Genomic DNA, 23,058 nt, shown 5'->3' with positions numbered 1-23,058 from the left:
ATTTCTGGGGCCAATTTTAGGGGGATGTGGTGTCTGTAGTCTCTGTATCAAGCCAATTAAAATCCTAGAAGTTGACCACAAAGACACAGAGACACAGAGGGTTTTAACGAGAAGATTAGCCTTTATTGATAAGCTGCCATGGGCAAACAAGAACAAACAAAATTGCGATCGCCAAAGGCATTATCAATGCGTCCCACAGACGGCCAGAATTTATGCTCTTTTGTCCAGGGTGCAGGATAGGCGGCTTGTTCACGGGAGTAGGGATGATTCCATTCGCCACAAATTAACGATATTGCCGTATGAGGAGCATTTTTTAAAACGTTATTTGTGGCATCCATAACCCCCGATTCAATATTAGCAATCTCCTGACGAATGGCAATCATAGTATCACAAAATCGATCTAATTCTGCTTTTGATTCGCTTTCGGTTGGTTCTACCATCATGGTTCCTGCTACAGGCCAAGAAACCGTCGGCGCATGAAATCCATAATCCATTAAACGTTTAGCAATATCATCAACTTCAATGCCTGCGGATTTCTTCACAGAACGTAAATCTAAAATACATTCATGGGCAACAAATCCCTGATTTCCTTTGTACAAAGTCGGGTAATATTCATCTAAACGACGGGCAATATAATTCGCATTTAAAATTGCCACTTTTGTCGCTTCTGTTAATCCTTTTGCCCCCATCATGGCAATATACATCCAAGAAATCACTAGAATACTTGCACTCCCCCAAGGCGCCGCAGAAACCGCCCCAATGCGGTCATTTCCTTCTAATTCCACCACTGCATGACCGGGGAGGAAGGGAACTAAATGAGAGGCTACCCCAATTGGCCCCATTCCTGGCCCACCGCCCCCGTGAGGAATACAGAAGGTTTTATGCAGGTTTAGGTGGCAGACATCGGCCCCAAAATTCCCTGGACGACATAACCCGACTTGGGCGTTCATATTCGCCCCATCCAGATAAACTTGTCCACCATTGGCATGAATAATATTACAAATTGCTTCAATTCCGGTTTCAAATACCCCGTGAGTCGAAGGATATGTTATCATTAATGCAGCTAAATTATTCTGATGTTTTTCAGCTTTAGCTTGCAAATCGGCAATATCAATATTGCCTTGATCATCACAAACAACAGGAACCACTTTAAACCCACACAGCACGGCACTAGCTGGATTTGTACCATGAGCAGATTCAGGAATTAAACAAATATTGCGGTGAATTTCTCCTCGATTTTCATGGTATTTCCGAATTACTAATAATCCCGTATATTCTCCTTGAGAACCTGCATTGGGTTGTAAAGAAATCCCAGCAAATCCTGTGATTTCAGCTAACCAGTTTTCTAACTGTTCAAACAGAATTTGATAGCCTTGGGTTTGCTCTTTGGGGGCGAAAGGATGCAGTTTACCAAATTCCGGCCAAGTTACCGGAATCATTTCCGCAGTTGCATTTAATTTCATTGTACAGGAACCTAACGGAATCATCGAAGTATTTAACGATAAATCCTTCGTTTCTAAGCGATGAATATAGCGTAAGAGTTCTGTTTCGGAATGGTAACTGTTAAAAACGGGATGGGTTAAATAGGCAGATTTGCGAGTAAATGCGGTAATATTTTCGGAGGTTTTTAAGACCTCTTCAACGCTAAAAGGTAACTCAGATCCGGCAAAGATTTCCCACAAATCCATTATATCTTGAATTGTTGTGGTTTCATCTAAACTAATCCCAACTGTATGCTGATCAATGACTCGGAGATTAATTTCTTTAGCTGCGGCCGCTGACAGAATTTCCGTTAAGGATTTTTCCCCTAATTCTACTTTAATTGTATCAAAAAAGGGTTCTGTTCCCATTGAATAACCTAAGCGTTTTAACCCTTCTGCTAAGGTTAAGGTTAACTGATGAATAGTTTGGGCAATTTGTTGGAGTCCAGACGGCCCATGATACACCGCATATAAACTCGCAATTACCGCTAATAAAACCTGGGCGGTACAAATATTACTGGTAGCTTTATCGCGGCGAATATGTTGCTCACGGGTTTGTAATGCTAACCGCAATGCTGGGTTTCCTTGAGCATCTTTAGAAACACCAACTATCCGCCCTGGAACGTTGCGCTTATAGGCTTCTTTGGTGGCAAAATAGGCTGCATGGGGGCCACCATAACCCAGGGGAACGCCCAACCGTTGGGTACTTCCCACCGCAATATCTGCTCCGAATTCCCCCGGAGGCGTTAACAGCGTTAAACTTAAAATATCCGCCGCAACTGTGACTAAAGCGTTATGGTTATGGGCGGTTTCAATAAAGTTTCGATAGTCATAAATTATTCCATCACTAGCCGGATATTGTAGAAGACATCCAAAGAGAGGAGTATTAAAATCAAAAGTCTGATGATCTCCAATAATAATATCAATGCCTAGGGGAATTGCACGGGTTTTGACGACATCAATCGTTTGGGGATGACAATCTTGAGAAACAAAAAAGCTATTAGCTTTGGTTTTAGAAACCCCATAGCTCAGACTCATAGCTTCAGCAGCCGCAGTTGCTTCATCTAATAGGGAAGCGTTAGCTATTTCTAATCCCGTTAAGTCTATAATCAGGGTTTGAAAGTTTAGTAACGCTTCTAAACGACCTTGGGCAATTTCCGCTTGATAGGGAGTATAAGCGGTATACCATCCGGGGTTTTCTAATATATTTCTTTGAATCACTCCGGGTGTGATACAATCGGCATAACCCATGCCAATAAAAGAACGATAGACTTTATTTTGAGAAGCGATCGCTTTTAATTGATTCAGGGCTGCATATTCACTTAAAGCTTCTGGTAATTGTAAGCTTTGATTGAGGCGAATTGTTGAGGGAATGGTTTGATCAATTAAATCCTCTAAACTAGAAACCTCCAATAATTTTAACATTTGTTGAATCTCTTGAAAATTGGGGCCTAAATGCCGTTGGACAAAACCCTCTTGTCCGTTCATTTTGGGGTATTTTCCGTTGCTATTAGAGGCGGAAGACGGGATGGTTTCAAGCTGGGTGTTCGCTGAGGAATTAATTTCTAACATGAAGCTCCAAATGATTCAACAGTGATCTTGGGGTTGATACCCTGGGTAGAAATGATGTAAACCAGCGATACAGTAGAGTTTTCAGGTTCAAGTTGAACGGCATCTCCAGTAACAACTGTTTACATTTCCTTAAAATTAGTTTACCAAAAGTTGACAGAAGATGAGGGATGTAGGGCTTCCCGTGACCTGTATCTGTGAACAGGGAATGAGTTTGCTGGATTTAGAAGTGTCCTAACTATAATGCGTAGCCCTATAGATGCGCTGTTCTTGGGCGGGATATAACCTAACTTTTAAAGCTTGAAAATTGAATAAATTTAACTCAAATATCTCTATTTATTAGAAACAATTTTTTATTTTTTGAGGGGGCAATTTTTTCCTCAAATCTGCTCTTGATCAGATTGTAACCCCTGATCAAAATTTGGGGATGAGTCTTCTTGCTCCCCTTTTTGATAAAATTAATAATTAATGACATTGAATCGGGAGAACTCTCAAGATGACAACTGAACAACCAACCCGGAAAGAACGCGATAGCATGGGAGAAATTGAGGTAGCGAGCGATCGCTATTGGGGGGCGCAAACTCAACGCTCTATTTATTATTTTAGCATTGGTAATGATTTAATGCCTAAAGAAGTGATTACTGCCTTTGGGATTCTCAAAAAAGCCGCCGCTATTACGAATCAAGAATTAGGAAAACTTCCCGCAGACAAAGCTAAATTAATTGTGCAAGCCGCCGATGAAGTTATTAATGGCAAACTCGATGATCATTTTCCTTTACGAGTTTGGATGACCGGAAGTGGCACCCAATCTAATATGAATGTTAATGAAGTTATTGCCAATCGAGCTATTGAAATAGCCGGAGGAATCTTAGGAAGTAAAACCCCGATTCATCCCAATGATCATGTCAATATGTCTCAATCTTCTAACGATACATTTCCTACAGCAATGCACATTGCAGCAGCTATTGCCATTACTCAACGGTTAATTCCCAGTGTCAAAAAAATGCGAGATGGGTTACAAGCTAAAGCCGAAGAATTTGCCGATATTGTTAAAATTGGGAGAACCCATTTACAAGATGCTGTTCCCTTAACTTTAGGTCAAGAATTTTCGGGTTATGTGGCTCAATTGGATGGGAATTTAAAACGCCTGGAGCTAATTTTACCCGATTTATATGAATTAGCCATTGGTGGAACTGCGGTCGGAACTGGATTAAATACGCCCAAAGGATTTGCCGAAAAAGTGTCAAATCAGATTCATCAAATCACAGGATTACCCTTTATTTCTGCTCCCAATAAATTCGCAGCCATGGCGGCTCATGATGGTCTAGTGATGGCGAGTGGAGCCTTAAAAACCTTAGCCTGTTCGTTAATGAAAATTGCCAATGATATTCGGTTTTTAGGAAGTGGCCCCCGTTGTGGTTTAGGAGAATTAATTTTACCTGAAAATGAACCCGGTTCATCAATTATGCCAGGGAAAGTTAACCCCACACAATGCGAAGCGATGACAATGGTAGCCGCGCAGGTAATTGGGTATGATACGGCGATTAGTATTGCGGGTTCTCAGGGACATTTTGAGTTAAATGTGTTCAAACCGATGATCATTTTTAATTTCATTCAATCGGTAGCAATTTTATCGGATAGTTGTCATAATTTTACAGATTTTTTATTAGCAGGATTACAAGTTAATCGTAAGAAAATTAACAGTTATGTTGAACAATCCTTAATGTTGGTAACAGCTTTAGCTCCCAAAATTGGCTATGATAACGCAGCCAAAGTTGCTCATATTGCTCTGGAAAAAGATCTAACTTTAAAAGAAGTTTGTCTGGAATTCGGTTATATTTCCAGCGAAGAATTTGACGAAATTGTAGATCCCTATAAAATGGCATATCCTGAGCTTTGAAGGGGGTTTTATTTTTAGCCTAAATTGAGATACATCCCCTTGACTCCCGTTCCTGAACCGAACAGGAAATGATTCTAATCTTAAAGAATGGGGATGTTGAATCCAACTTTTTGTAACATTTGTTTCAGCGTATCTTTTGACTAGCTTGCTGTATTCGTATTCATCTGTATTTAAAGAAATAAGTTGAATTTAGGACAGTAAGGCTCTATATTAATTGTAGCCTATGCTTTAATCCATTCGCTAATCACAACTCAGCAGCGATGATCAAACCCTACTGCTGAACAGTTCAAACCCTCTGTTGAATAGTAACAATGTGTTATAACCCCAAGGGATAATATGTCTTTAAACCCTATATTTTCGGATAAAGAAGTCATAGAATTTCCTGATAGTCCAATTCCTTTAGATTCCAAATTTTATATTCAACGTCTTCCCTGTGAAGGATTGGCCTATGCAGAAATTGAAAAATCGGGGAGTTTACTGCGAGTGAAAGCGCCTAGAAAAATGGGGAAAAGTTCTTTAATGTTAAGGCTCATGAACCATGCTGAAGTGTTAGGATACCGAACTGTTTTAATTGATTTTCTCCAAACTGATACCGCTATTTTTGAGAATACAAATAAATTTTTCAGATGGCTGTGTGTTAATATTGCTCGACAATTGGAACTTGAACCTAAATTAACGGATTATTGGGATGAGGATATGGGAAGTAAAGTCAGTTGTACACTTTACTTAGAAAGCTATATCTTACCCCAAATTAATCAGCCCTTATTTTTAGCTTTTAATGAATTAAATTGTGTCTTTGAATACAACAATATTATTCAAGATTTTCTTCCCTTAATTCGATTTTGGTATGAACAGGGAAGACAAAATAAAATTTGGCAAAACCTGAATTTAGTTTTAGTACAATCGACAGAAGTTTATGTATCTTTAAATGTTAATCAATCTCCGTTTAATATTGGTTTAGCGATTGAACTCCCGGCTTTTAATCTTGATCAAGTTAAAGACTTAGCCAAACGTTATCAAATCAATTTAAGGGCTGATCAAATTCAAAAATTAACGGATTTAGTGGGAGGACATCCCTATTTAGTTCATCTGGCTCTTTATCACTTAGGTTGTGATCTGATTACCTTTGAAGAATTATTACAAACCTCTGCAACCTTAACTGGAATTTATCGGGATCATTTACAATCTCTCTGGGTGATCCTCCACAAAAAACCAGAACTGGCTATGGCGATGCAACGAGTAGCAACCGCGTCGGAAAGTATTCAACTTGAACCGATGATTGCTTATCAATTATATAGTTTAGGTTTAGTGAATTTAGCCGGAAATTATTGCGCCTCATCCTGTGAACTTTATCGTCTTTATTTTGGCTTACAACTGCTCAGAAATAACCAGGATGATGCCGTAAAATTAAAACAGTTGCAACAAGAAAATAGCCTATTAAAAGCATTAGTCTATATTGATCCCCTCACAGAAGTTGCTAACCGCAGACAATTTGATCACCGGATAGAAATAGAATGGAAACGAATGTTGCGAGAAATCGCCCCATTATCTTTAGTTGTCTGTGATATTGATCATTTTAAAATTTATAATGATACCTATGGTCATCAAGCCGGGGATCAATGTTTACGCGAGGTCGCTCAAGCCATTCGCAGTGTCGTTCAACGTCCAGGAGATCTAGTAGCCCGTTATGGGGGTGAAGAATTTGTGCTGATCCTTCCTCAAACCGATGCTAAGGGGGCCCTCTATATTGCTGAAGCCGTCCGTCAGAAGATTAAAGCTTTAGCTTTACCCTTTAAAACCGAAAAATTACCCGCTCGTCATGAATCTGTCAGCATTAGTTTAGGAGTTGCTAGTACAATTCCAGGTGTGGATGCGGGTGATATTGGAACGCTGTTTTTAGCAGCAGATGAAGCTCTATATGAATCCAAAAATAACGGCAGAGATCAAGTTAAATTGAGTTCATTTTTACAATTCCAATATTGATGAATTTTAATTGATGAATTTTAATCAATATATTTTATTCCCTAATGACAACTTATCAATATCGAGTTGGGGGTAGCCTCAGTAATGACGATCTGTTTTATGTAGTTCGACAAGCAGATACAGATTTATATGAAGCTTTAAAAGCCGGAGAATTTTGTTATGTTCTCAATGCTCGACAAATGGGAAAATCTTCTCTATTAGTCAGAACACTTTATCGGCTGAAACAGGAAGGTTATTATTGTGCTACCTTAGATATGACCCAAATTGGCAGTGAAACAGTCACTCCTATTCAATGGTATAAAGGGGCGATCGCTAGCTTATTATTAGGGTTTAATTTACTAGAAACCTTTAATTTAAAAACCTGGTGGAATGAACAGGAAAACTTTTCTTTAGTCAGTCGCTTCAGTGCTTTTATTGAAAGTTTACTCTTAGAGCATTTTCCCCAGGAAAAAATTATTATTTTTATCGATGAAATTGATAATATTCTCAGCTTACCGTTTTCTGTTGATGAATTTTTTGCCTTGATTCGATTTTGTTATAATCAACGAGCGATTAACCCTGAATATAACCGTCTTACCTTTGCTATTTTTGGTGTCGCCACCCCACCGGATTTAATGAGCGATAAAACTCACACCCCATTTAATATCGGAAAAGCCATTCCCTTACAAGGCTTTAAACTCCATGAAGCCAAACCTTTAGCTGAGGGACTAGCCCCCTATTGTGAACAACCACAAGTGGTATTAAAAGAAATATTGACCTGGACAAACGGACAACCGTTTTTAACTCAAAAATTATGTCGGTACATCCAAACCCTTAATCAAGTCAGTAACCCTGAAAAAATTTTCATTCCCGCCGGAATAGAAGCTTTTTGGATTGAGTCTTTAGTCCGAGCTAAATTTATTGAAAGTTGGGAATTTCAAGATGAGCCAGAACATTTAAGAACCATTAGAGATCGGCTTTTTTATCATGAAAAATGGATTGAAAAATTACTCGAAATTTATCAAAAAATCTTACAAAATATCTCGATTGCTTGCGATGGTAGTCGAGAACAAATTGAACTCATTTTATCCGGCTTGGTGATTCCTGAAAATGGATTTTTAACCGTTAAAAACCGAATTTATCAAACCGTCTTTAACTCAGAGTGGGTGAATCAACAATTGAAAACTCTGCGCCCCTATTCTCAATCCTTAGAAGCTTGGGTTGCTTTAGACAAACAGGATAATTCTCGTTTGTTACGGGGACAAGCCTTAATTGAGGCTAAAAATTGGGCAAAAGACAAAAGTTTAAGCGATTTAGACTATCAATTTTTAAGTGAAAGTGAAGAATTAGATCGCCAGGAAACCCAACAAGCTTTAGAAATTCAACGCTCAAAAGCCGTGGAAGCCAAAGTTGCTGAGGAACGAAAAACTGCCAAACTGCAACGGGTTTTACTCAGCGTGGTCAGTTTAGGTTTAATCGTCGTTACCTTCTTAGCGATGGAGGTTTTGATTCAATTTCACAAAGCCAAATTTAACGAAAAAAATGCCAGAATTAATCAAATTAAAGCCTTAGTTTCTTCCTCAGAAGGACAATTTGCCTCTGATCATCAATTAGATGCTTTAGTCGATGGAATTAAAGCTCAAAAATATCTCCAACAACTTCCAGACGCCGATGCTCAACTGAGCCTGAAAGTAGAAAAAGCCTTGAGACAGTCGGTGTATGGGGCAAATGAATTCAACCGTTTAATTGGGCATCAAGGCGGAGTATTAACGGTTGATATTAGTCCTGATAGTCAATTAATTGCCACTGGGAGTAATGATAAAACGGTAAAGCTGTGGAAACGAGATGGAAGCTTATTCAAAACCTTAAAACACAAAGCCACCGTGCATCGAGTCGCCTTCAGTCCCGATAGTCGTCTGCTGGTCACCGCCAGTTTAGACGGTCAAGTCAGCCTCTGGGGAGCAGATGGCACCTTCGTTCGACAGATTTCGGCACACTTGGCCCCCGTTTGGGGGATCGCCTTTAGTCCCCAGGGGGATGCGATCGCTTCAGCCAGTGGCGATGGGACGGTGAAATTGTGGTCGGTCAATTCTTTACAACTGATCAAAACCTTCAATACCCAACAGCTTGCTGTTTGGAACGTCGCCTTTAGTCAGGATGGTCAGACCCTAGCAACAACGGGATGGGATGGCACCCTGCAACTGTGGAGTCGAACCGGAAGATTACTCAAAACCCTCAAAGGACATCAAGGAACGGTTTGGGATGTGGCCTTTTGTCCCCAGACCAATCTGTTTGTTTCCGTGAGTTCCGACGCCACTGCTAAACTCTGGAACCTTGACGGAACGTTAATTAGAACCCTTCAGGGAGACCATGTTATGCTCGGAGTTGATTGTAGTGAAAACGGTGAATTTATTGCCACCAGTGGTAAGGGTAATGTTATTCAAATCTGGACATCCGATGGCGCGTTGATGCGGACTTTGAAGAAACATCAAGCGGTGATTCGAGATGTGGCTCTGAGCGCCGATGGGTTGATGGCGGCTTCTGCGAGTGATGACGGTACGGTTAAATTGTGGCAACGCAATCTCTATTTATTGACACCCCTGTCTGGACATCAGGATACTGTTTGGGATGTGCAGGTGAGTCCCAATAATCGCTGGATACTTTCAGGCGGTGGGGATCAAAGTCTGCGATTTTGGTATCGGGACGGAACTTTAATTCAGGTTTTGGATCAGATCAGCCGGGGTGCGTCCTTTAGTCCCGATAGTCAGAAAATCGCAGGAGGAGGGACACCCGACGTTAAGCTATTTGAAATTCAGGACACTGACCCCCCGACCCTAAAGCGATTGAGAACCTTCAACGGCCATCAAGCCAATGTGATCTCAACGGTGTTTAGTCCCGATGGCCAAATGATTGTTTCCGGGGGAGATGACCACACCCTGAAATTTTGGAATCTTCAGGGGAAACTCTTACACAGTGTCAATGCTCATGATGAAAGAATTTGGAAACTAGCCTTCAGTCCCGATGGTCAAATCCTCGCCTCTGCGAGTGAAGACGGGACAGTCAAATTGTGGACACCGGATGGAAAGGCGATCGCCACCTTAAAAGGACATCAAGGCGCCATTTGGGGTGTGGCGATTAGTCCTTTGGGAAATTTAATTGCATCGGCGAGTTTGGATGATACTCTGCGACTTTGGCATCGGGATGGAACCTTACTAAAAACAATTTTAGGTCAAAGTCGCGGATTAACACGAGTTGCCTTTAGTCCCGATGGCAAATTTTTGGCAACCGGAGGAATTGATAATACGGTTAAGTTATGGAATTTAGCAGGAGAATTAATCACAACATTACCCGGACATCAAGGAATTGTTGATACAGTGGAGTTTACACCGGATCAGAATGCGCTGGTATCAGGAGGAGATGATAGTACCGTGATTATCTGGGATTTAAAAAAAATTCGGAGCCTTAACGAATTGGAATATGCTTGTAATTGGGTGCAGGATTATCTAAAAACATCTCGTGAAATTGAAGAGATTGATCGGAATTTATGCCAATAAAGATATAAGGGAACAGGGAACAGGAAAAGAGGAACACAAGTTTAGGTTTTAGCATTAGTCTATGTCCTAACTGCCTTGGCGACTGCTATAAAAAAAATCGTAGTTATTATTTATGAAAATCATTTATTTTTTAAAACCCGCTATTTCTATGATTAATAAACTTAAATATCCTCAGAAATTTGCTTTAATTAGCTGTATTTTTATTATTCCTTTGAGTTTAATGATGTATCTGCTAATTTCTGAAGTTCAGAGTCGGATTGATTTTGCGGCTCAGGAAAAGTTAGGAAATATCTATCTCCGTCCCCTGCGTCAACTTTATCCCAAAGTCTATCAAGCTCAATTGTTGATGGCTAACCCTAATTTTAGTCCTGAAGATCAGACTCAGTTAGAACAACTCAAACTAGAAATTTCCGATCAGATTAAAGTTTTGGAGAAAATGGATCAAAAAATCGGATATCAATTATTAACCCGTGATTTGTTTCGAGAATTGAAAGAGAGTTGGAGAACCTTAGAAGAAAATCAGAAGATTTGGAGCTTACAAACTCAAAAAGTCTATATTTCTATTATTTTAGAACAAATAAATCAACTCCGGTTTCAAGTGGGAGATCAATCTAATTTAATTCTTGACCCAGATTTAGATACCTATTATTTAATGGATACTACTTTGTTAAAATTACCAGAAATTCATAAAATTTTAGTGGATATTCTGTTAATTACTCAAGAAATTAGCCAACGGGAACAACAGGAGTTAACTCAAAAAGAATATTGGACAATTACCACCCTTTCAGGATTATTAACGAATTATAATGACAAACTCAAACGCGCACTAGAGGTTTCTTTTGAGCATAATCCGCCGGGAAATTTGCGTCCAAAACTGGAGGCTGATCTGAATTTACTCACCGATAATATTAAGACTCTCAATAGTGGACTAATTGATGTGATTCGCACAGGAGACACTACCAATATGCCACAGTATTTTAAAGACGCTGAAATCAATATTCAACAAAGTTTGATGTTATGGGATCAGACCATTGATGAATTAGATTTTTTATTACAGCGTCGTATTGACGGTTTTCTGCATCGACAAATCTTTCTCTTTATCTTGGTTTTGATTCCGTTATTAATAGTCATTTATCTATTTATTGGATTTTATCAATCCGTTATGCAAACTGTCAATAGTCTCAGTATTGCTTCTCAAAAAATGATTGCGGGAGAAATGAATGAAACCCTACATTTGGAGAATCAAGATGAATTAGCAGAAGTGGCTAAATCCTTTAATAATCTTGCTGTTGCTTTAGTCACAGCCAATCAAGAAATTACCTCTCTAAACCAGCAGTTAACCTCGGAAAATCTTCGCATGAGTGCGGAGTTACAAGTTACTCGTCAATTGCAAAAAATGATTTTACCCAATGAGCGGGAACTGGCAGAAATTGTACATTTAGATATTGCGGGTTATATGGAACCTGCGGACGAAGTGGGAGGAGATTATTATGATGTGATGTATAATAATGGTATGGTTAAAATTGGCATTGGAGATGTCACCGGACATGGGTTAGAATCGGGGGTTTTAATGTTAATGGTACAAACAGCAGTCCGAACTTTAATCACGAATAATGAAACCGATCCGATTCATTTTTTAACCACATTAAATCGGGTGATTTATGATAATGTTCAACGCATGAGATCCGATAAAAATTTAACCTTTTCGTTAATTGATTATTATAATGGAGTTTTAAGCATTTGCGGTCAACATGAAGAAATGATTGTGGTGCGTTCACACTCTAAATCTGATCCCGAAGATCATCCCGTTATCGAAAGAGTGGATACGATGGATTTAGGTTTTCCCATTGGTTTAGAAGCGGATATTACTGATTTTATTGGGTCTGTTAATATTAAATTAAATTCCGGGGATGGTGTGGTTCTCTATACCGATGGAATTACGGAAGCTGAAAATGATCAAGGTCAATTTTATTCTTTGGAAAGACTTTGTGAAATTGTTAAACAAAATTGGCATTTAACCGCAGCAGAAATTCGTCAAGGGGTGATTAATGATGTGCGATCGCATATTGGCAAACATAAAGTGTATGATGATATTACTTTAATTGTTTTAAAACAAAAATAACAGCAGTCAACAGTCAACAAAAAATCAATCATTTAATGGAGTCCCACATCGTTTACAAAATCGAGCATCGTTATCATGAACTGACCACCCACATCCTGAACAAACGAGTTCAATATGATTAGCTGTTTTGACTAATTGTTTAATTAAATCTCCCAATTGCCAAGGAATTAAAGCGATCCCTGTTAATATCATTAAAATGGTTAAAAGTCGTCCCATTGCTGACAAGGGAGTCACATCCCCAAAGCCTACGGTTGTCATGGTGACAACGGAAAAATAAACCGCATCTAAGAAGGTTTTATAGACTTCTGGGTTAACAGGGTGTTCGACTTGATAAATTAAACCGGAAAACACAAAAATAATTGTTAACAGGGTGAAAATAATCCGAGCTAAAATTATTCCATCTTCAGTTTTAATCCGAAAAATTGAGATTTTAACATCAATAAATCGAATTAATCGCAGGATTCTAAACCATCTAAATATTCGTAAATAATTAAAATTTAAAAATCTGAGATAACCTTGAATAATAATAACTAAATCAATAATAGATAGAGGATGTAAAACGAATTGTTTTTTATTGTCAGCCGCCCAAAATCGCAATAAATACTCAATAGTAAAAGTAATTAAGATAATAAAATCTAAGGATTCTAAACGAGAATGAACTAAGCTTGAAATCGGATAAGTTTGAGCGATAAAACTGGCTAAGGAGGTTAAAATTAACCCGGTTAAGGTTAAATTAACCAGTTTTCCGATAGGAGTGTTAATATCGTCTAAATAAAAAGCAACGTTCTTTCGAGCTTTTTCTAAAACATCTAAGTTAGGTGGGGAGGGAATTTTTTCTAAGTGGTCAGACATAAATAAACCCAGCAATGTAAAGGTATCTAAATTCCTTACTATTCCCTGTTCTCTTGTCTATGAATTTATTCTATAGATTTTAATAATAACTCTAAAATTTCCTGGCGGTCTTTTTGATCGGTTTGGGGTTGTTGATCTAACCAAGTAATTGCTTCATTTCTGCCATCTTCAGCCGCAATCATTAAAGCACCCCAGGTTTTTAAATCCAGTTGTTCAGGATTTTCTAATAACGCAGCATTCAAACGATTTTTAATTCTTCCTCCATTCGATCTTAATAAATTAGCAATTTCTTGCTGATTTCCAGGACTATTTTTTAACACATCTAACGCCTCATTCCAGCGTCCATCAATTAAAGTTGCTAATACTTGTTGACTGGGACTCGCCCAAGCCGCAATCGCTTGCGCTTTAGTAATTTTAGCATGAAATTCAATTAAATCTAACTGAGCTTGAACAGCAGTTGACCATTTCAAATTAGCACGATTTCCAGACACTACATTTTTTTTCAAGGGTTTAATTAAATCTAATGCAGGCGACCATAATCCACTTCTAGCTAATCGTAAGGCTTGTCTATAATCATAATCATCTAAGAAGGCTTCATCTAAAGAAATTGCCGTTAATTGAATCGGGTTAGGAATAAATTTAAACGGTTGTACTTGATAAATACTAAACTGAGGTTCTAACCCAATCGTTTGTTCAATTAATAATTCCGGGTCTTTTCCGCTAGTGATTTCCTGCCATATTGGTTGTTGTCCGGCGGCACTTTTCCATTCCAACATCATACTCAAATAATGATAACTGGGATTGTAATGAATAATCTGTCCATAGGGAACAGTTTTTTCTCCCATCACGCGCTCACTATTGAGATTAAACCAAAGACCCATTTGAGGAATTTTGCCTTTAAATTGTGTGAGTCGAGTTAATGGTAAAGGTTTATTAGAACCCTGTTGATTAGATTCGGTTCCAATTAACGATGCAATCACAAAAGATTCGGCTGGCCCTTGGGTATTGAGTTGTTGAATTAAGCGATAATATTGAGTGCTACCTGGTCGTTGATAGGGAGTTTGAACCGCTTCATAAACCCGCAATTGCACAATTTCTTGACAGACTCCTTCACAGGGATGAGCCACACTAGAGGGGCGACTTTTTAAAATCGGAATTAATAAATCCGTTGACTGTTGAATAATCTTGTCTGACGAGACTAATAAAGATTGTAGAGGCAATGCAGAGATCGGAGTATTGACATCTTTTGAACGGGAATCCAGTTGAGGTAAAGTTAGGGATTTTCCGGCTAATAATCCTTCGGTTTTCAGGGTTTTATTAATTTCATCTAAGGTGAGAATTGAGTCTCGACGTTGCAGAGAAATTTGTGTCCAAGCGGGTAAAAATTGATTCAGCCAAATCCCAATATCAGGATTAACAATCAGTTGATAACTAAACCACGCACAGCCCCCAATTAAGGTTGTTCCTCCTAACAACAAGGTAAATGCTACCCCATCTGCGGCCCATTTTTTCCAGAGCATCCACAAAGGTTGACTACCCCTTTTAACCAAGGGTTTTAAGGGGGATGATTTTTTTCCCGGAGGTAAAACAGCAGTTGGAGAACGTCGAATTTGACGACGCTGTACTCCTGATGGGACAGGTGTTTTACCCGTTTTCGATTGGGGTTTTAGGGGTTGACCCTTTTTTCGGGGAGAGGGTTGATGACCTGTCTTTAAAGGATTCAGCATGAGGTTTAGAGGTAAGATGGGGTTATTCTAACGACGGATTGACACTCCCACCCCTACGCTACGCTCTTTGGGGTGGGATTCTCGTATCTAGTCCAGTCAAAAAGAAACAATTGGATGTACTCTTGTTTAACCGTATTCACCGAGTTCGGGGGTGTGCCAAGCGCCCCATAATTTAAACCGGATGAATCCATTACAGAAGCATCTCTGGTGTAGGTTTAAATCACATGAGAAACCATCCCATTGAGATAGATTTCGTGCAGCATTCAAATCAGAGTTATGGTAGTGACCATTAGGGCAATTAAAATCGTGCCGATTTCTCTTACCAATAACACCACAAGTTGAACAAGATTTAGAAGTATACGGTGCAGGTCTTTTGATTAGTTTTAATCCTTTAAGAGCCAACTTATAATTAAGTTTTTGCTCCAAAGAATAATAAGACCAATTATGTCGAGATTCACCGGAATCAGAGCGAGATTTCTGGCTCTGTTTCATAGTTTTACGACATCCCTCTAAATCCTCAATAACAACATCAGCATTATGGTATTCGGCAAAACGAACAATTCTACGACTAACGGTATGGTTAATTGCATCCATCCATCGTCGCTCTTTTTTGTTCCATTTCTTTAAAGCTCGAAACTTCTTAGCTTCTTGAAGTTGTTGCCTTCTTTGTTGAAAATAGCGTCTTCGATGCTTAACGCTGTGACCTTTAAAGAACTTGCCGAAACCTTCTTTTGGTGCAACTACCGCTAAATTATTCTGCCCTCGGTCACACCCCAATCTTTTCTCCGTCTTAACTTCGGGAACATCCTCAGTAATTGACAGATAGGCATACCACTTATTTCGATGTTTAATCAATTTAAAAGAACCTCCTTGAATTGTTCCCTCTAACAATCCATCTAAAACGGGTTGCCAATGAGGGGATGCAACTTCAATGGGGATTCTTTTTTCACCTTTGAGGGTTGGGAAACTAATTGAATAGGTACTCCCTTTTTGAGTTAACTTCCAGTTTTGGTTGTTAACTTCCACAGGAAGAACTTTATATCGTTTGGTTTTACGACCTGTGGGTGATGTGGTATGTCGGATAACTTGATTAACCAAGGCAGATTTTAACTCGGACATGATTTTAGCTGTTGTCATTTTACGCCGTTCTTTAATTGGCAATGACAACAACTTGTTAGCAATTCGCGTGTTTTCTTCCGTCATTTGCTCAAACATAAGAGCTTTACAACGGTTAAGCTCCACGAATTTTAGTTTAATCGTCCGAGTTATCTTAGTCATGTCAACCCTGATAACAAGTGAAACCATCAAGAAATATATTGCAAATCAAAATTCTCATTAACCTTCACTCTAACAAAAGGCGGGTATTCTACATCCCACGCTTAAAAGACGTGGGCTTTGAATACGGTTATTGTAAGACTTGTTCATAAAGTTCTCCCGCTCGTTCCCAAGTATATTCAGTTTCAATTAATAATCGCCCATTTTGCGACAATTGCTGTCGGAGGTGGGGATGTTCAAACAGTCGGCTAATGGCTTCTACATACTCAGCAACAGAGTTAGCGCGTAAGGCGCGATGGGGATCATCTGGCCCATCAACGGCTAACCCTTCTAAGCCGCGATCGCTGGCCACCACCGGAACCCCGGCGGCCATTGCTTCTAGGGTTTTATTTTTAATCCCATAGCCACTGCGTAACGGGGTAACACAAACCGTTGCTTGATGTAAATAATCCACCACCCTCGGAACGCCTCCAGTGACAATTACACCGGGATAATCGGCTAATTGTAGAACCTCTGGAACGGGTCGCGCGCCTACAATGGTAAAGGTTGTATCAGGATAACACTTTTGTAAGGCGGGTAAAACCTCTAAGGTAAAAAATCGAGCCGCATCGATATTATGGGAGGCGTCCATCGCACCGACAAAAGCTAGGTTATGATTATTGGGATCTTGCGATCGCATCGGAAATAATTCTAAATCAACGCCATTGGCGACAACATGAATTTGACCTTGGGGTTGAAATTGGCGAAACTGTTTTTGATCATCATCGGTGGTTACGACTAAATCATGAAATTTAGACGCATACCGTTTTTCATAGCGTTCTAAGAGTAAATTTAAGTAAATGCGATCGCGTTGGGGATGGGGAGAAGCCCCCATTTCTAAATGGTTACGAGTCCAACCAACGACAGAACTATGAATATTAACAACGGTATGAACTTGGTTTAAATAGGAGGGTCGAATATAAATTTCATTCACACTATGTTCACAAGTAATTACATCAAATTTGCCTTGCTCAACGGCTTGATCGATCCAAGTTTGCATTTCTTTTGAATAACGATAAAGCACATTGGGAGGGGTGCTTTTAATTAAAGAAGTCACCAACCGTCCCACTTTAGCAATAGCTCCAGAACGAGGTTCGCCCGGATAGGGAAAAACTAAAAGTTGACTCACCCATTGACGCAATTCTTCCACGTCCTGATCACTAACCCCCGAATGTCGTTGTGTCACCAAGGTAACGGCGTGGCGAGAATGGAGATATTTGAGCAAGTTAAACGTCCTAATCTCCGTTCCTCCCCGACTGGGTGGATAGGGAAACGTAGAGGAGATGATCAGAATATTCATATTTTATGATCCAATCGGAATTAAACGATACATAACCCAATTCCCTAAAAAACAGGATTTCGGCTATTGCAGATCAATTTTTTTCAAGATATTATAGTAGTATACAACTTTAAGTTAACTTTACAACCTATTCAATAGTTAATCGCTAGATAAATTTATGTTTTCATCAAATGCTTCCAATACTGATCCGATTTTATCTATTGTTACAGCAACCTTGGGCAAATTTTCTGATTATTGGTTGGAACAGTTATTAAAGGTTAAAGGGAATGTTAAATTTATTTTTGTTTATCCTCCTAATACTCCCATTCCCAACTTTCCTGATCCTAGAATTGAAGTCATTATTAGTCCTTTTAAGGGAGAAGTATTGCAGAGAATGACGGGACTACTTAACGTTAAGAGTGAGTATGTCATTGCTCTGGATGATGATGATTTTATTTGTCCTGATATTTTAGAGCTTACGGTTAATTATTTTGCTCGATTTCCCGAAAGTTGGGTATTAAGATTAAAAGTTCAAAGTATCAATCATCAGAATGTAACTGAAATTCAGAAAGATTGGTCTAGTATTCCTAATATTAATGAACTAGATATTGCTTACAAAACTCCCGAAAACCCCTATCCCTATCAACAAGGAAACCACAAAGAATTGCTAGCTGTTCCCATTGTTCCTTTAAATAACAAACTTGATCTTCTCTTAGCCCTGAATCAGAGTAGAGTTAGAAAAGATATGCAAGGAATCCATTTTGAAAATTTTAATAATAAGATCTGGAAAACCTCAAAAGTCAAAGTATCTTTATCAGATTTCAGTCAAACCTTAAAACTTATGGGTGCATTAACTTGGATTCCGAGTTGGAGTCTGGATCGAACTTTGGGTTTATTTATCCAAGCTAAATTCTATGAACCCGACAAAATTATTGGTCATGCAATGCCAAAACCGGAACAAGTGCGATATATTGTGATGGAAAAGCAGGGTTATAGAATTTATTTAACATCGGATATTTTATTGATTAAAGAGTTTCCTCAATATCCTTATTTATGGAATCTTTTTTTTGCTCAATTAGATCAAATTCCTCGGTTTCTTTTATCTCGGTTAAAATTGAGATAAAAACAATGGATTAATCAAAATCTCAGAGAATTTGATTCTTGTGACAATTTTAGAACTAGCACACAGTTGCACTCAAAGCCGAGTCCTCATCTGTTATGGTTTTGATTAGATAACACCCATAACACCCCCTAAGCACCGTTCTCGCTTCAGAGCGGTGTTTTTGTAGATAGCATGATCCCTGGGTTGATTGACTGATCGAAAGGGTCGTAGCAATCATGTTGAAACATTAGAGGTAACATAGAATCAGCGCGAGAACTTTAAACTCCTTTCCTCCGGCGTTCCCTGTTCCCTGTTAAGCTGTTCCCTCCTATAAAATATGAACACAGATTTTACTAATTCCTTACCTCAGTGGCTGCGGTTTATCCAACGTCATCGCGCTAGTTTGATTATCGGAATTCCCATATCAAGTTTAACAATTGGTCTGGTGATTATTGCCACCTTCCAGTATCAAACCCAAGAGGCGAGAAATCGAGTTCGCCATACCTATCTTGTTCATAACCAAGCTCAGGACTTACTGGTTCAAGTCTTAACCACAGAAATTAGTGTTAAAGATTATGCGTTAACTCGCCAAAAAAAATATTTAAACACTTATCAAAAAGTAGATCAAAGTTTACCTATTTCTCTACAGAAACTCCAGGATTTAGTAGTAGATAATCCTCGTCAAACCCAACAAACTCAAAGGATTGAATCTGCTATCAATCAATCCCAAAAACTATTAAAAAATTACTTATCTACGCTGCAAACTTCTAGTCTAAGGCCCAAAGAATTAGCAACATTACAAAATATTTTCCTGCAAGCGGGGATACAAATGCAAATTACCCGCAAAGAGATTAGTCAATTTATTCAAGAAGAAGAACGTCTTCTTGAGGAACGAAGACTGGTTCAAAACCAGCAAATTCAATTAACGTGGATTTCGATGTTTGCCGTCACAGGACTAGGCATTGTGGGGTCGATTTTTGCAATATGTTTAATGCAGAAATTAGATCAAAAATTAGCCTTACAAATTGCTCAAACCCATGCCCAAGAACGCTTATTTAGAGATACATTTGAACAAGCTGCTGTCGGAATTGGTCATGTTTCTCTATCTGGAAGATGGTTAAAAGTCAATCAAAAATTTTGTGAAATTGTAGGCTATTCCCGTGATGAACTTTTAAGATCTCGGCTATCCGATCTCACCCATCCTAATGATATTGACGCCGATTTATATTTATTTCAAAAACTAATTAATCAACAAATTCCCAGTTATTCAATTGCTAAACGCTATCTGCGTAAAAATGGCTCCATTGTTTGGATTAATTTAACCGTTTCCTTGGGGTCATGGTTAGATAAATCTCCCTATTGGCAAGGAGAAGAAAAACGCTATGGAATTAGTGTAATTGAAGATATAACGGCTCGTAAAGAATTAGAATTAGAACGCGATCGCTTTTTTGAGTTATCCGTTGATATCTTAATTATTGCTAATCGGAATCGACAATTAAAACGGGTCAGTCCTTCTGTTGAAAAAATTCTCGGTTTTACTCCCCAGGAATTACACCAAACTTCCTTTATATCCCTTGTTTATCCCGATGATTTAAGTTTTGTTGAGGCGACTATTAGTGATGAAAATACCCAAGAAGCTTTGATTGTTTCCTTTGAAACTCGGTTACGGTGTAAAGATAATACCTATAAATGGATTGCTTGGAATTGTGTTCGGGTTGCAAGTAGTGGATTAATGTATGGAACAGGTCGAGATATTACCGAACGAAAACAAGTAGAAGATGCTATTGAAAGAGAACGTCAACAACTCCGACAAATTATTACCCATGCTCCCGTTGCTATGGCAATGTTTGACCGAGAAATGTGTTATATTGCTTATAGTGATAAATGGCTGTCGGATTTTGGTTTAGTCGGATTAAATCAACAGTCTCCTTCTATTAAACAACAAGGTTTAGAAGCTTTTCCTCAAATGCCTGATGCTTGGAAAAATGCGTTTAAACAGGTATTAAAAGGGAAGATTATTTCCAGTCCTGAAGATGTATTTTATGATGCTGATGGCAAAAAGAGTATGATTCGCTGGGCGATTCATCCTTGGTATGAACCGAATCAACAAATTGGCGGTGTGGTGATTGCGGCGGATCGGATTGATGAATTAGTAGAAGCACGGGAAGCCGCCTTAGAAAATGCCCGCATAAAGTCTCAATTTTTAGCGAATATGAGTCATGAAATCCGCACGCCTATGAATGGAGTGATGGGAATGGCAGGATTATTATTAAAAACAGAATTAACCTCTAAACAACAGGATTTTGTTCAAGGGATTCGCATCAGTGCGGAACATTTATTAGCAATTATTAATGATATTCTCGATTTTTCTAAATTAGAAGCCGGAGAAATGAAACTAGAAAGTTTGGATTTTGATTTAGAAAATTGTTTAGAAACTGTTATTGATTTAGTCGCAACTCAAGCCGAAGAAAAAGGGTTAGAACTGGCGATGATTATGGATATTGAAGTCCCCCGTCAGTTACGCGGCGATCCGGGTCGTTTACGTCAAGTCTTATTAAATTTGTTAGGAAATGGGATCAAATTCACCGCCACCGGAGAAGTTGTTGTGCGGGTGAATCAACTCTCTAGTACCTCTAAAATGACCCTGTTACGGTTTGAAGTTTCCGATACTGGTATTGGGATTTCCCCGGAAGGACAAGCGCAACTCTTCCAATGTTTTTCACAATTAGATTCTTCCACAACTCGCCAATATGGAGGAACCGGATTAGGGTTAGTTATTTCTAAACAATTGGTCAATTTAATGGGAGGTGAAATTGGCGTTACCAGTCAGTTAGGTCAAGGATCAAAATTTTGGTTTACGGCTCAATTCTTAACCGGAGAAGCCTCCAAAAATCGATTAGTTCCTCCGAGTTTAATGAACTTAAAACTATTAGTTGTTGATAGCAGTGCTACCATTCGCCAAGCTATTTGCTATTTAACTCAATCTTGGGGAATGCAGTTAGATGAAGCCACGGATGGAGAATCTGCACTAACTTTATTACATCAAGCCACGACTCAAGGAGAACCCTATCATGCTGCAATTTTTGATCAACAATTATTACGCAGTAATGGCGATAATATGGCTGAGGTGATTCGTGGCGATCGCAATTTATCCCAAACTAAATTAGTCTTAATGACCATGATGAATCAACGGGATCTAGCCGAACAAATGTTACAACAAGGAGTTGCTAGTTATTTAATTAAACCCGTAAGAGCGTCTCGTTTATTTGATGCGTTATTAACAGCAATGGCGAATCAAATTTCATCCAGTCTGCAACAACAACGTCAAACCGCAGCATCCAAGCATCAGGAAATTAAAACCCAACCCAAACCCCCCTTAAAAATTCTTCTAGCCGAAGATCATCCGATTAATCAACAAGTGATTTTGAATCAACTTAGCTTATTAGGATATGAAGCCGATTTAGCCAATAATGGTCAGGAAGCTCTGGAAATTTTGGCTCAGAAAAACTATGATGTCATCTTTATGGATTGTCAAATGCCCTTATTAGATGGGTATGCCACAACTCAGCAATTAAGACAACAAGAAAATGAGGATCATCATACTATTATTATTGCGTTGACAGCCCATGCTTTACCAACAGATCGAGAAAAATGTCTAGCGGCGGGTATGGATGATTATCTCAGTAAACCCGTTGAACCCGAAGAATTAGAAGCGGTTTTGGAGAAATGGTCAAAGGTAATTCAGTACAAAAATCAGAAATCAAAAATTTTGGGAACGACTGGATTAACCAAGGCGAAAATCCCTTCTGTTTCGGCTGATCAAACTCCCTTGAATATTGAACGCTTGCAAGCTATTTCGGGAGGGAAAAAAGACTTTCAACAAAAACTATTAAGGGTTTATTTAGATCGCACTGATCAAGATTTTAGTCAAATTCGACAAGCGATCGCCGATCAAGATTTTGTCAGTTTACAACAATATGCTCATCGTCTCAAGGGTTCCAGTGCTAATGTCGGAGCAACAATTATTTCTCAACTAGCTTATCAACTGGAAAATGCTACACAACAGCAGAATATTTCCCTTTGTTCTCAACTGGTAACAAACATTGAACACAATTTAGAAACCCTGAAAACTTATATTGAACAGTATTTGCATCAGATTTAACAGAATTTACCCAAAATTCGGTAAACTCTTAAAA

11 protein-coding genes are annotated in these 23,058 nt (G+C 38.8%); 6 read left to right on the top strand and 5 right to left on the bottom strand.

The features are described from left to right. Positions 1-122 precede the first annotated feature (122 nt). Positions 123-3,053: an aminomethyl-transferring glycine dehydrogenase gene (gene gcvP / locus PL8927_RS04615; protein ID WP_083618097.1), complete on the bottom strand. Its 2,931-nt coding sequence runs from the start codon at positions 3,051-3,053 to the stop codon at positions 123-125. Between the two features lie 493 nt (positions 3,054-3,546). Here gcvP and fumC point away from each other — a divergent pair, with 493 nt between their 5' ends. The 4 genes from fumC (at position 3,547) to PL8927_RS04595 (ending at position 12,588) form a co-directional block, all read left to right on the top strand. Next, a complete protein-coding gene (gene fumC, locus PL8927_RS04610; protein WP_083618095.1) occupies positions 3,547-4,950 on the top strand; it encodes a class II fumarate hydratase in 1,404 nt (467 codons plus the stop codon). Positions 4,951-5,286: 336 nt separating this feature from the next. After that, positions 5,287-6,933 carry an AAA-like domain-containing protein gene (locus PL8927_RS04605; protein ID WP_083618093.1) on the top strand — a complete coding sequence of 549 codons (1,647 nt, stop codon included), beginning with the start codon at positions 5,287-5,289 and terminating at the stop codon, positions 6,931-6,933. A gap of 44 nt (positions 6,934-6,977) precedes the next feature. Next, positions 6,978-10,466, top strand: coding sequence for an AAA-like domain-containing protein (locus PL8927_RS04600; protein ID WP_083618091.1), 3,489 nt, complete (start codon positions 6,978-6,980; stop codon positions 10,464-10,466). Between the two features lie 112 nt (positions 10,467-10,578). Next, a complete protein-coding gene (locus PL8927_RS04595) occupies positions 10,579-12,588 on the top strand; it encodes a PP2C family protein-serine/threonine phosphatase (protein ID WP_156093095.1) in 2,010 nt (669 codons plus the stop codon). Positions 12,589-12,612: 24 nt separating this feature from the next. Here the strand turns inward: PL8927_RS04595 and PL8927_RS04590 are convergent, their stop codons facing one another. From PL8927_RS04590 to PL8927_RS04575, 4 genes are all read right to left on the bottom strand, one after another. Further along, on the bottom strand, positions 12,613-13,440 hold the full coding sequence (locus PL8927_RS04590; RefSeq protein WP_083618088.1) for an ion transporter: 828 nt from the start codon (positions 13,438-13,440) through the stop codon (positions 12,613-12,615). 65 nt (positions 13,441-13,505) lie between these two features. Next, the gene (locus PL8927_RS04585) at positions 13,506-15,167 is read right to left on the bottom strand and encodes a hypothetical protein (protein WP_083618086.1); all 1,662 of its coding nucleotides are present in this window, start codon (positions 15,165-15,167) and stop codon (positions 13,506-13,508) included. A 126-nt stretch (positions 15,168-15,293) separates the two neighbouring features. Continuing rightward, positions 15,294-16,445 carry an RNA-guided endonuclease TnpB family protein gene (locus PL8927_RS04580; protein ID WP_197047319.1) on the bottom strand — a complete coding sequence of 384 codons (1,152 nt, stop codon included), beginning with the start codon at positions 16,443-16,445 and terminating at the stop codon, positions 15,294-15,296. Positions 16,446-16,572: 127 nt separating this feature from the next. Further along, complete coding sequence (locus PL8927_RS04575) at positions 16,573-17,781, bottom strand: glycosyltransferase family 4 protein (RefSeq protein ID WP_083618084.1); 1,209 nt, start codon at positions 17,779-17,781, stop codon at positions 16,573-16,575. 157 nt (positions 17,782-17,938) lie between these two features. Between PL8927_RS04575 and PL8927_RS04570 the strand changes: the two genes are divergently transcribed. Continuing rightward, entirely contained in the window at positions 17,939-18,883 is a 945-nt protein-coding gene (locus tag PL8927_RS04570) for a glycosyltransferase family A protein (protein WP_083618082.1), read from the top strand. Positions 18,884-19,199: 316 nt separating this feature from the next. Beyond that, entirely contained in the window at positions 19,200-23,024 is a 3,825-nt protein-coding gene (locus PL8927_RS04565) for a PAS domain S-box protein (protein ID WP_083618080.1), read from the top strand. The last annotated feature ends 34 nt before the right edge of the window (positions 23,025-23,058 follow it).

This window comes from Planktothrix serta PCC 8927, from assembly GCF_900010725.2.
Lineage (GTDB): Bacteria > Cyanobacteriota > Cyanobacteriia > Cyanobacteriales > Microcoleaceae > Planktothrix > Planktothrix serta.
Note: the sequence above shows the minus strand (reverse complement) of the source record. Positions and strands in the feature narration are given on the sequence as shown.

Coding starts and splice junctions, on each gene's coding strand:
- PL8927_RS04570 (WP_083618082.1), top strand. CDS start 17,939: ATGTTTTCATCAAATGCTTCCAATACTGATCCGATTTTATCTATTGTT.
- PL8927_RS04595 (WP_156093095.1), top strand. CDS start 10,579: ATGAAAATCATTTATTTTTTAAAACCCGCTATTTCTATGATTAATAAA.
- PL8927_RS04580 (WP_197047319.1), bottom strand. CDS start 16,445: ATGACTAAGATAACTCGGACGATTAAACTAAAATTCGTGGAGCTTAAC.
- gcvP (WP_083618097.1), bottom strand. CDS start 3,053: ATGTTAGAAATTAATTCCTCAGCGAACACCCAGCTTGAAACCATCCCG.
- PL8927_RS04585 (WP_083618086.1), bottom strand. CDS start 15,167: ATGCTGAATCCTTTAAAGACAGGTCATCAACCCTCTCCCCGAAAAAAG.
- PL8927_RS04565 (WP_083618080.1), top strand. CDS start 19,200: ATGAACACAGATTTTACTAATTCCTTACCTCAGTGGCTGCGGTTTATC.
- PL8927_RS04590 (WP_083618088.1), bottom strand. CDS start 13,440: ATGTCTGACCACTTAGAAAAAATTCCCTCCCCACCTAACTTAGATGTT.
- PL8927_RS04605 (WP_083618093.1), top strand. CDS start 5,287: ATGTCTTTAAACCCTATATTTTCGGATAAAGAAGTCATAGAATTTCCT.
- PL8927_RS04575 (WP_083618084.1), bottom strand. CDS start 17,781: ATGAATATTCTGATCATCTCCTCTACGTTTCCCTATCCACCCAGTCGG.
- PL8927_RS04600 (WP_083618091.1), top strand. CDS start 6,978: ATGACAACTTATCAATATCGAGTTGGGGGTAGCCTCAGTAATGACGAT.
- fumC (WP_083618095.1), top strand. CDS start 3,547: ATGACAACTGAACAACCAACCCGGAAAGAACGCGATAGCATGGGAGAA.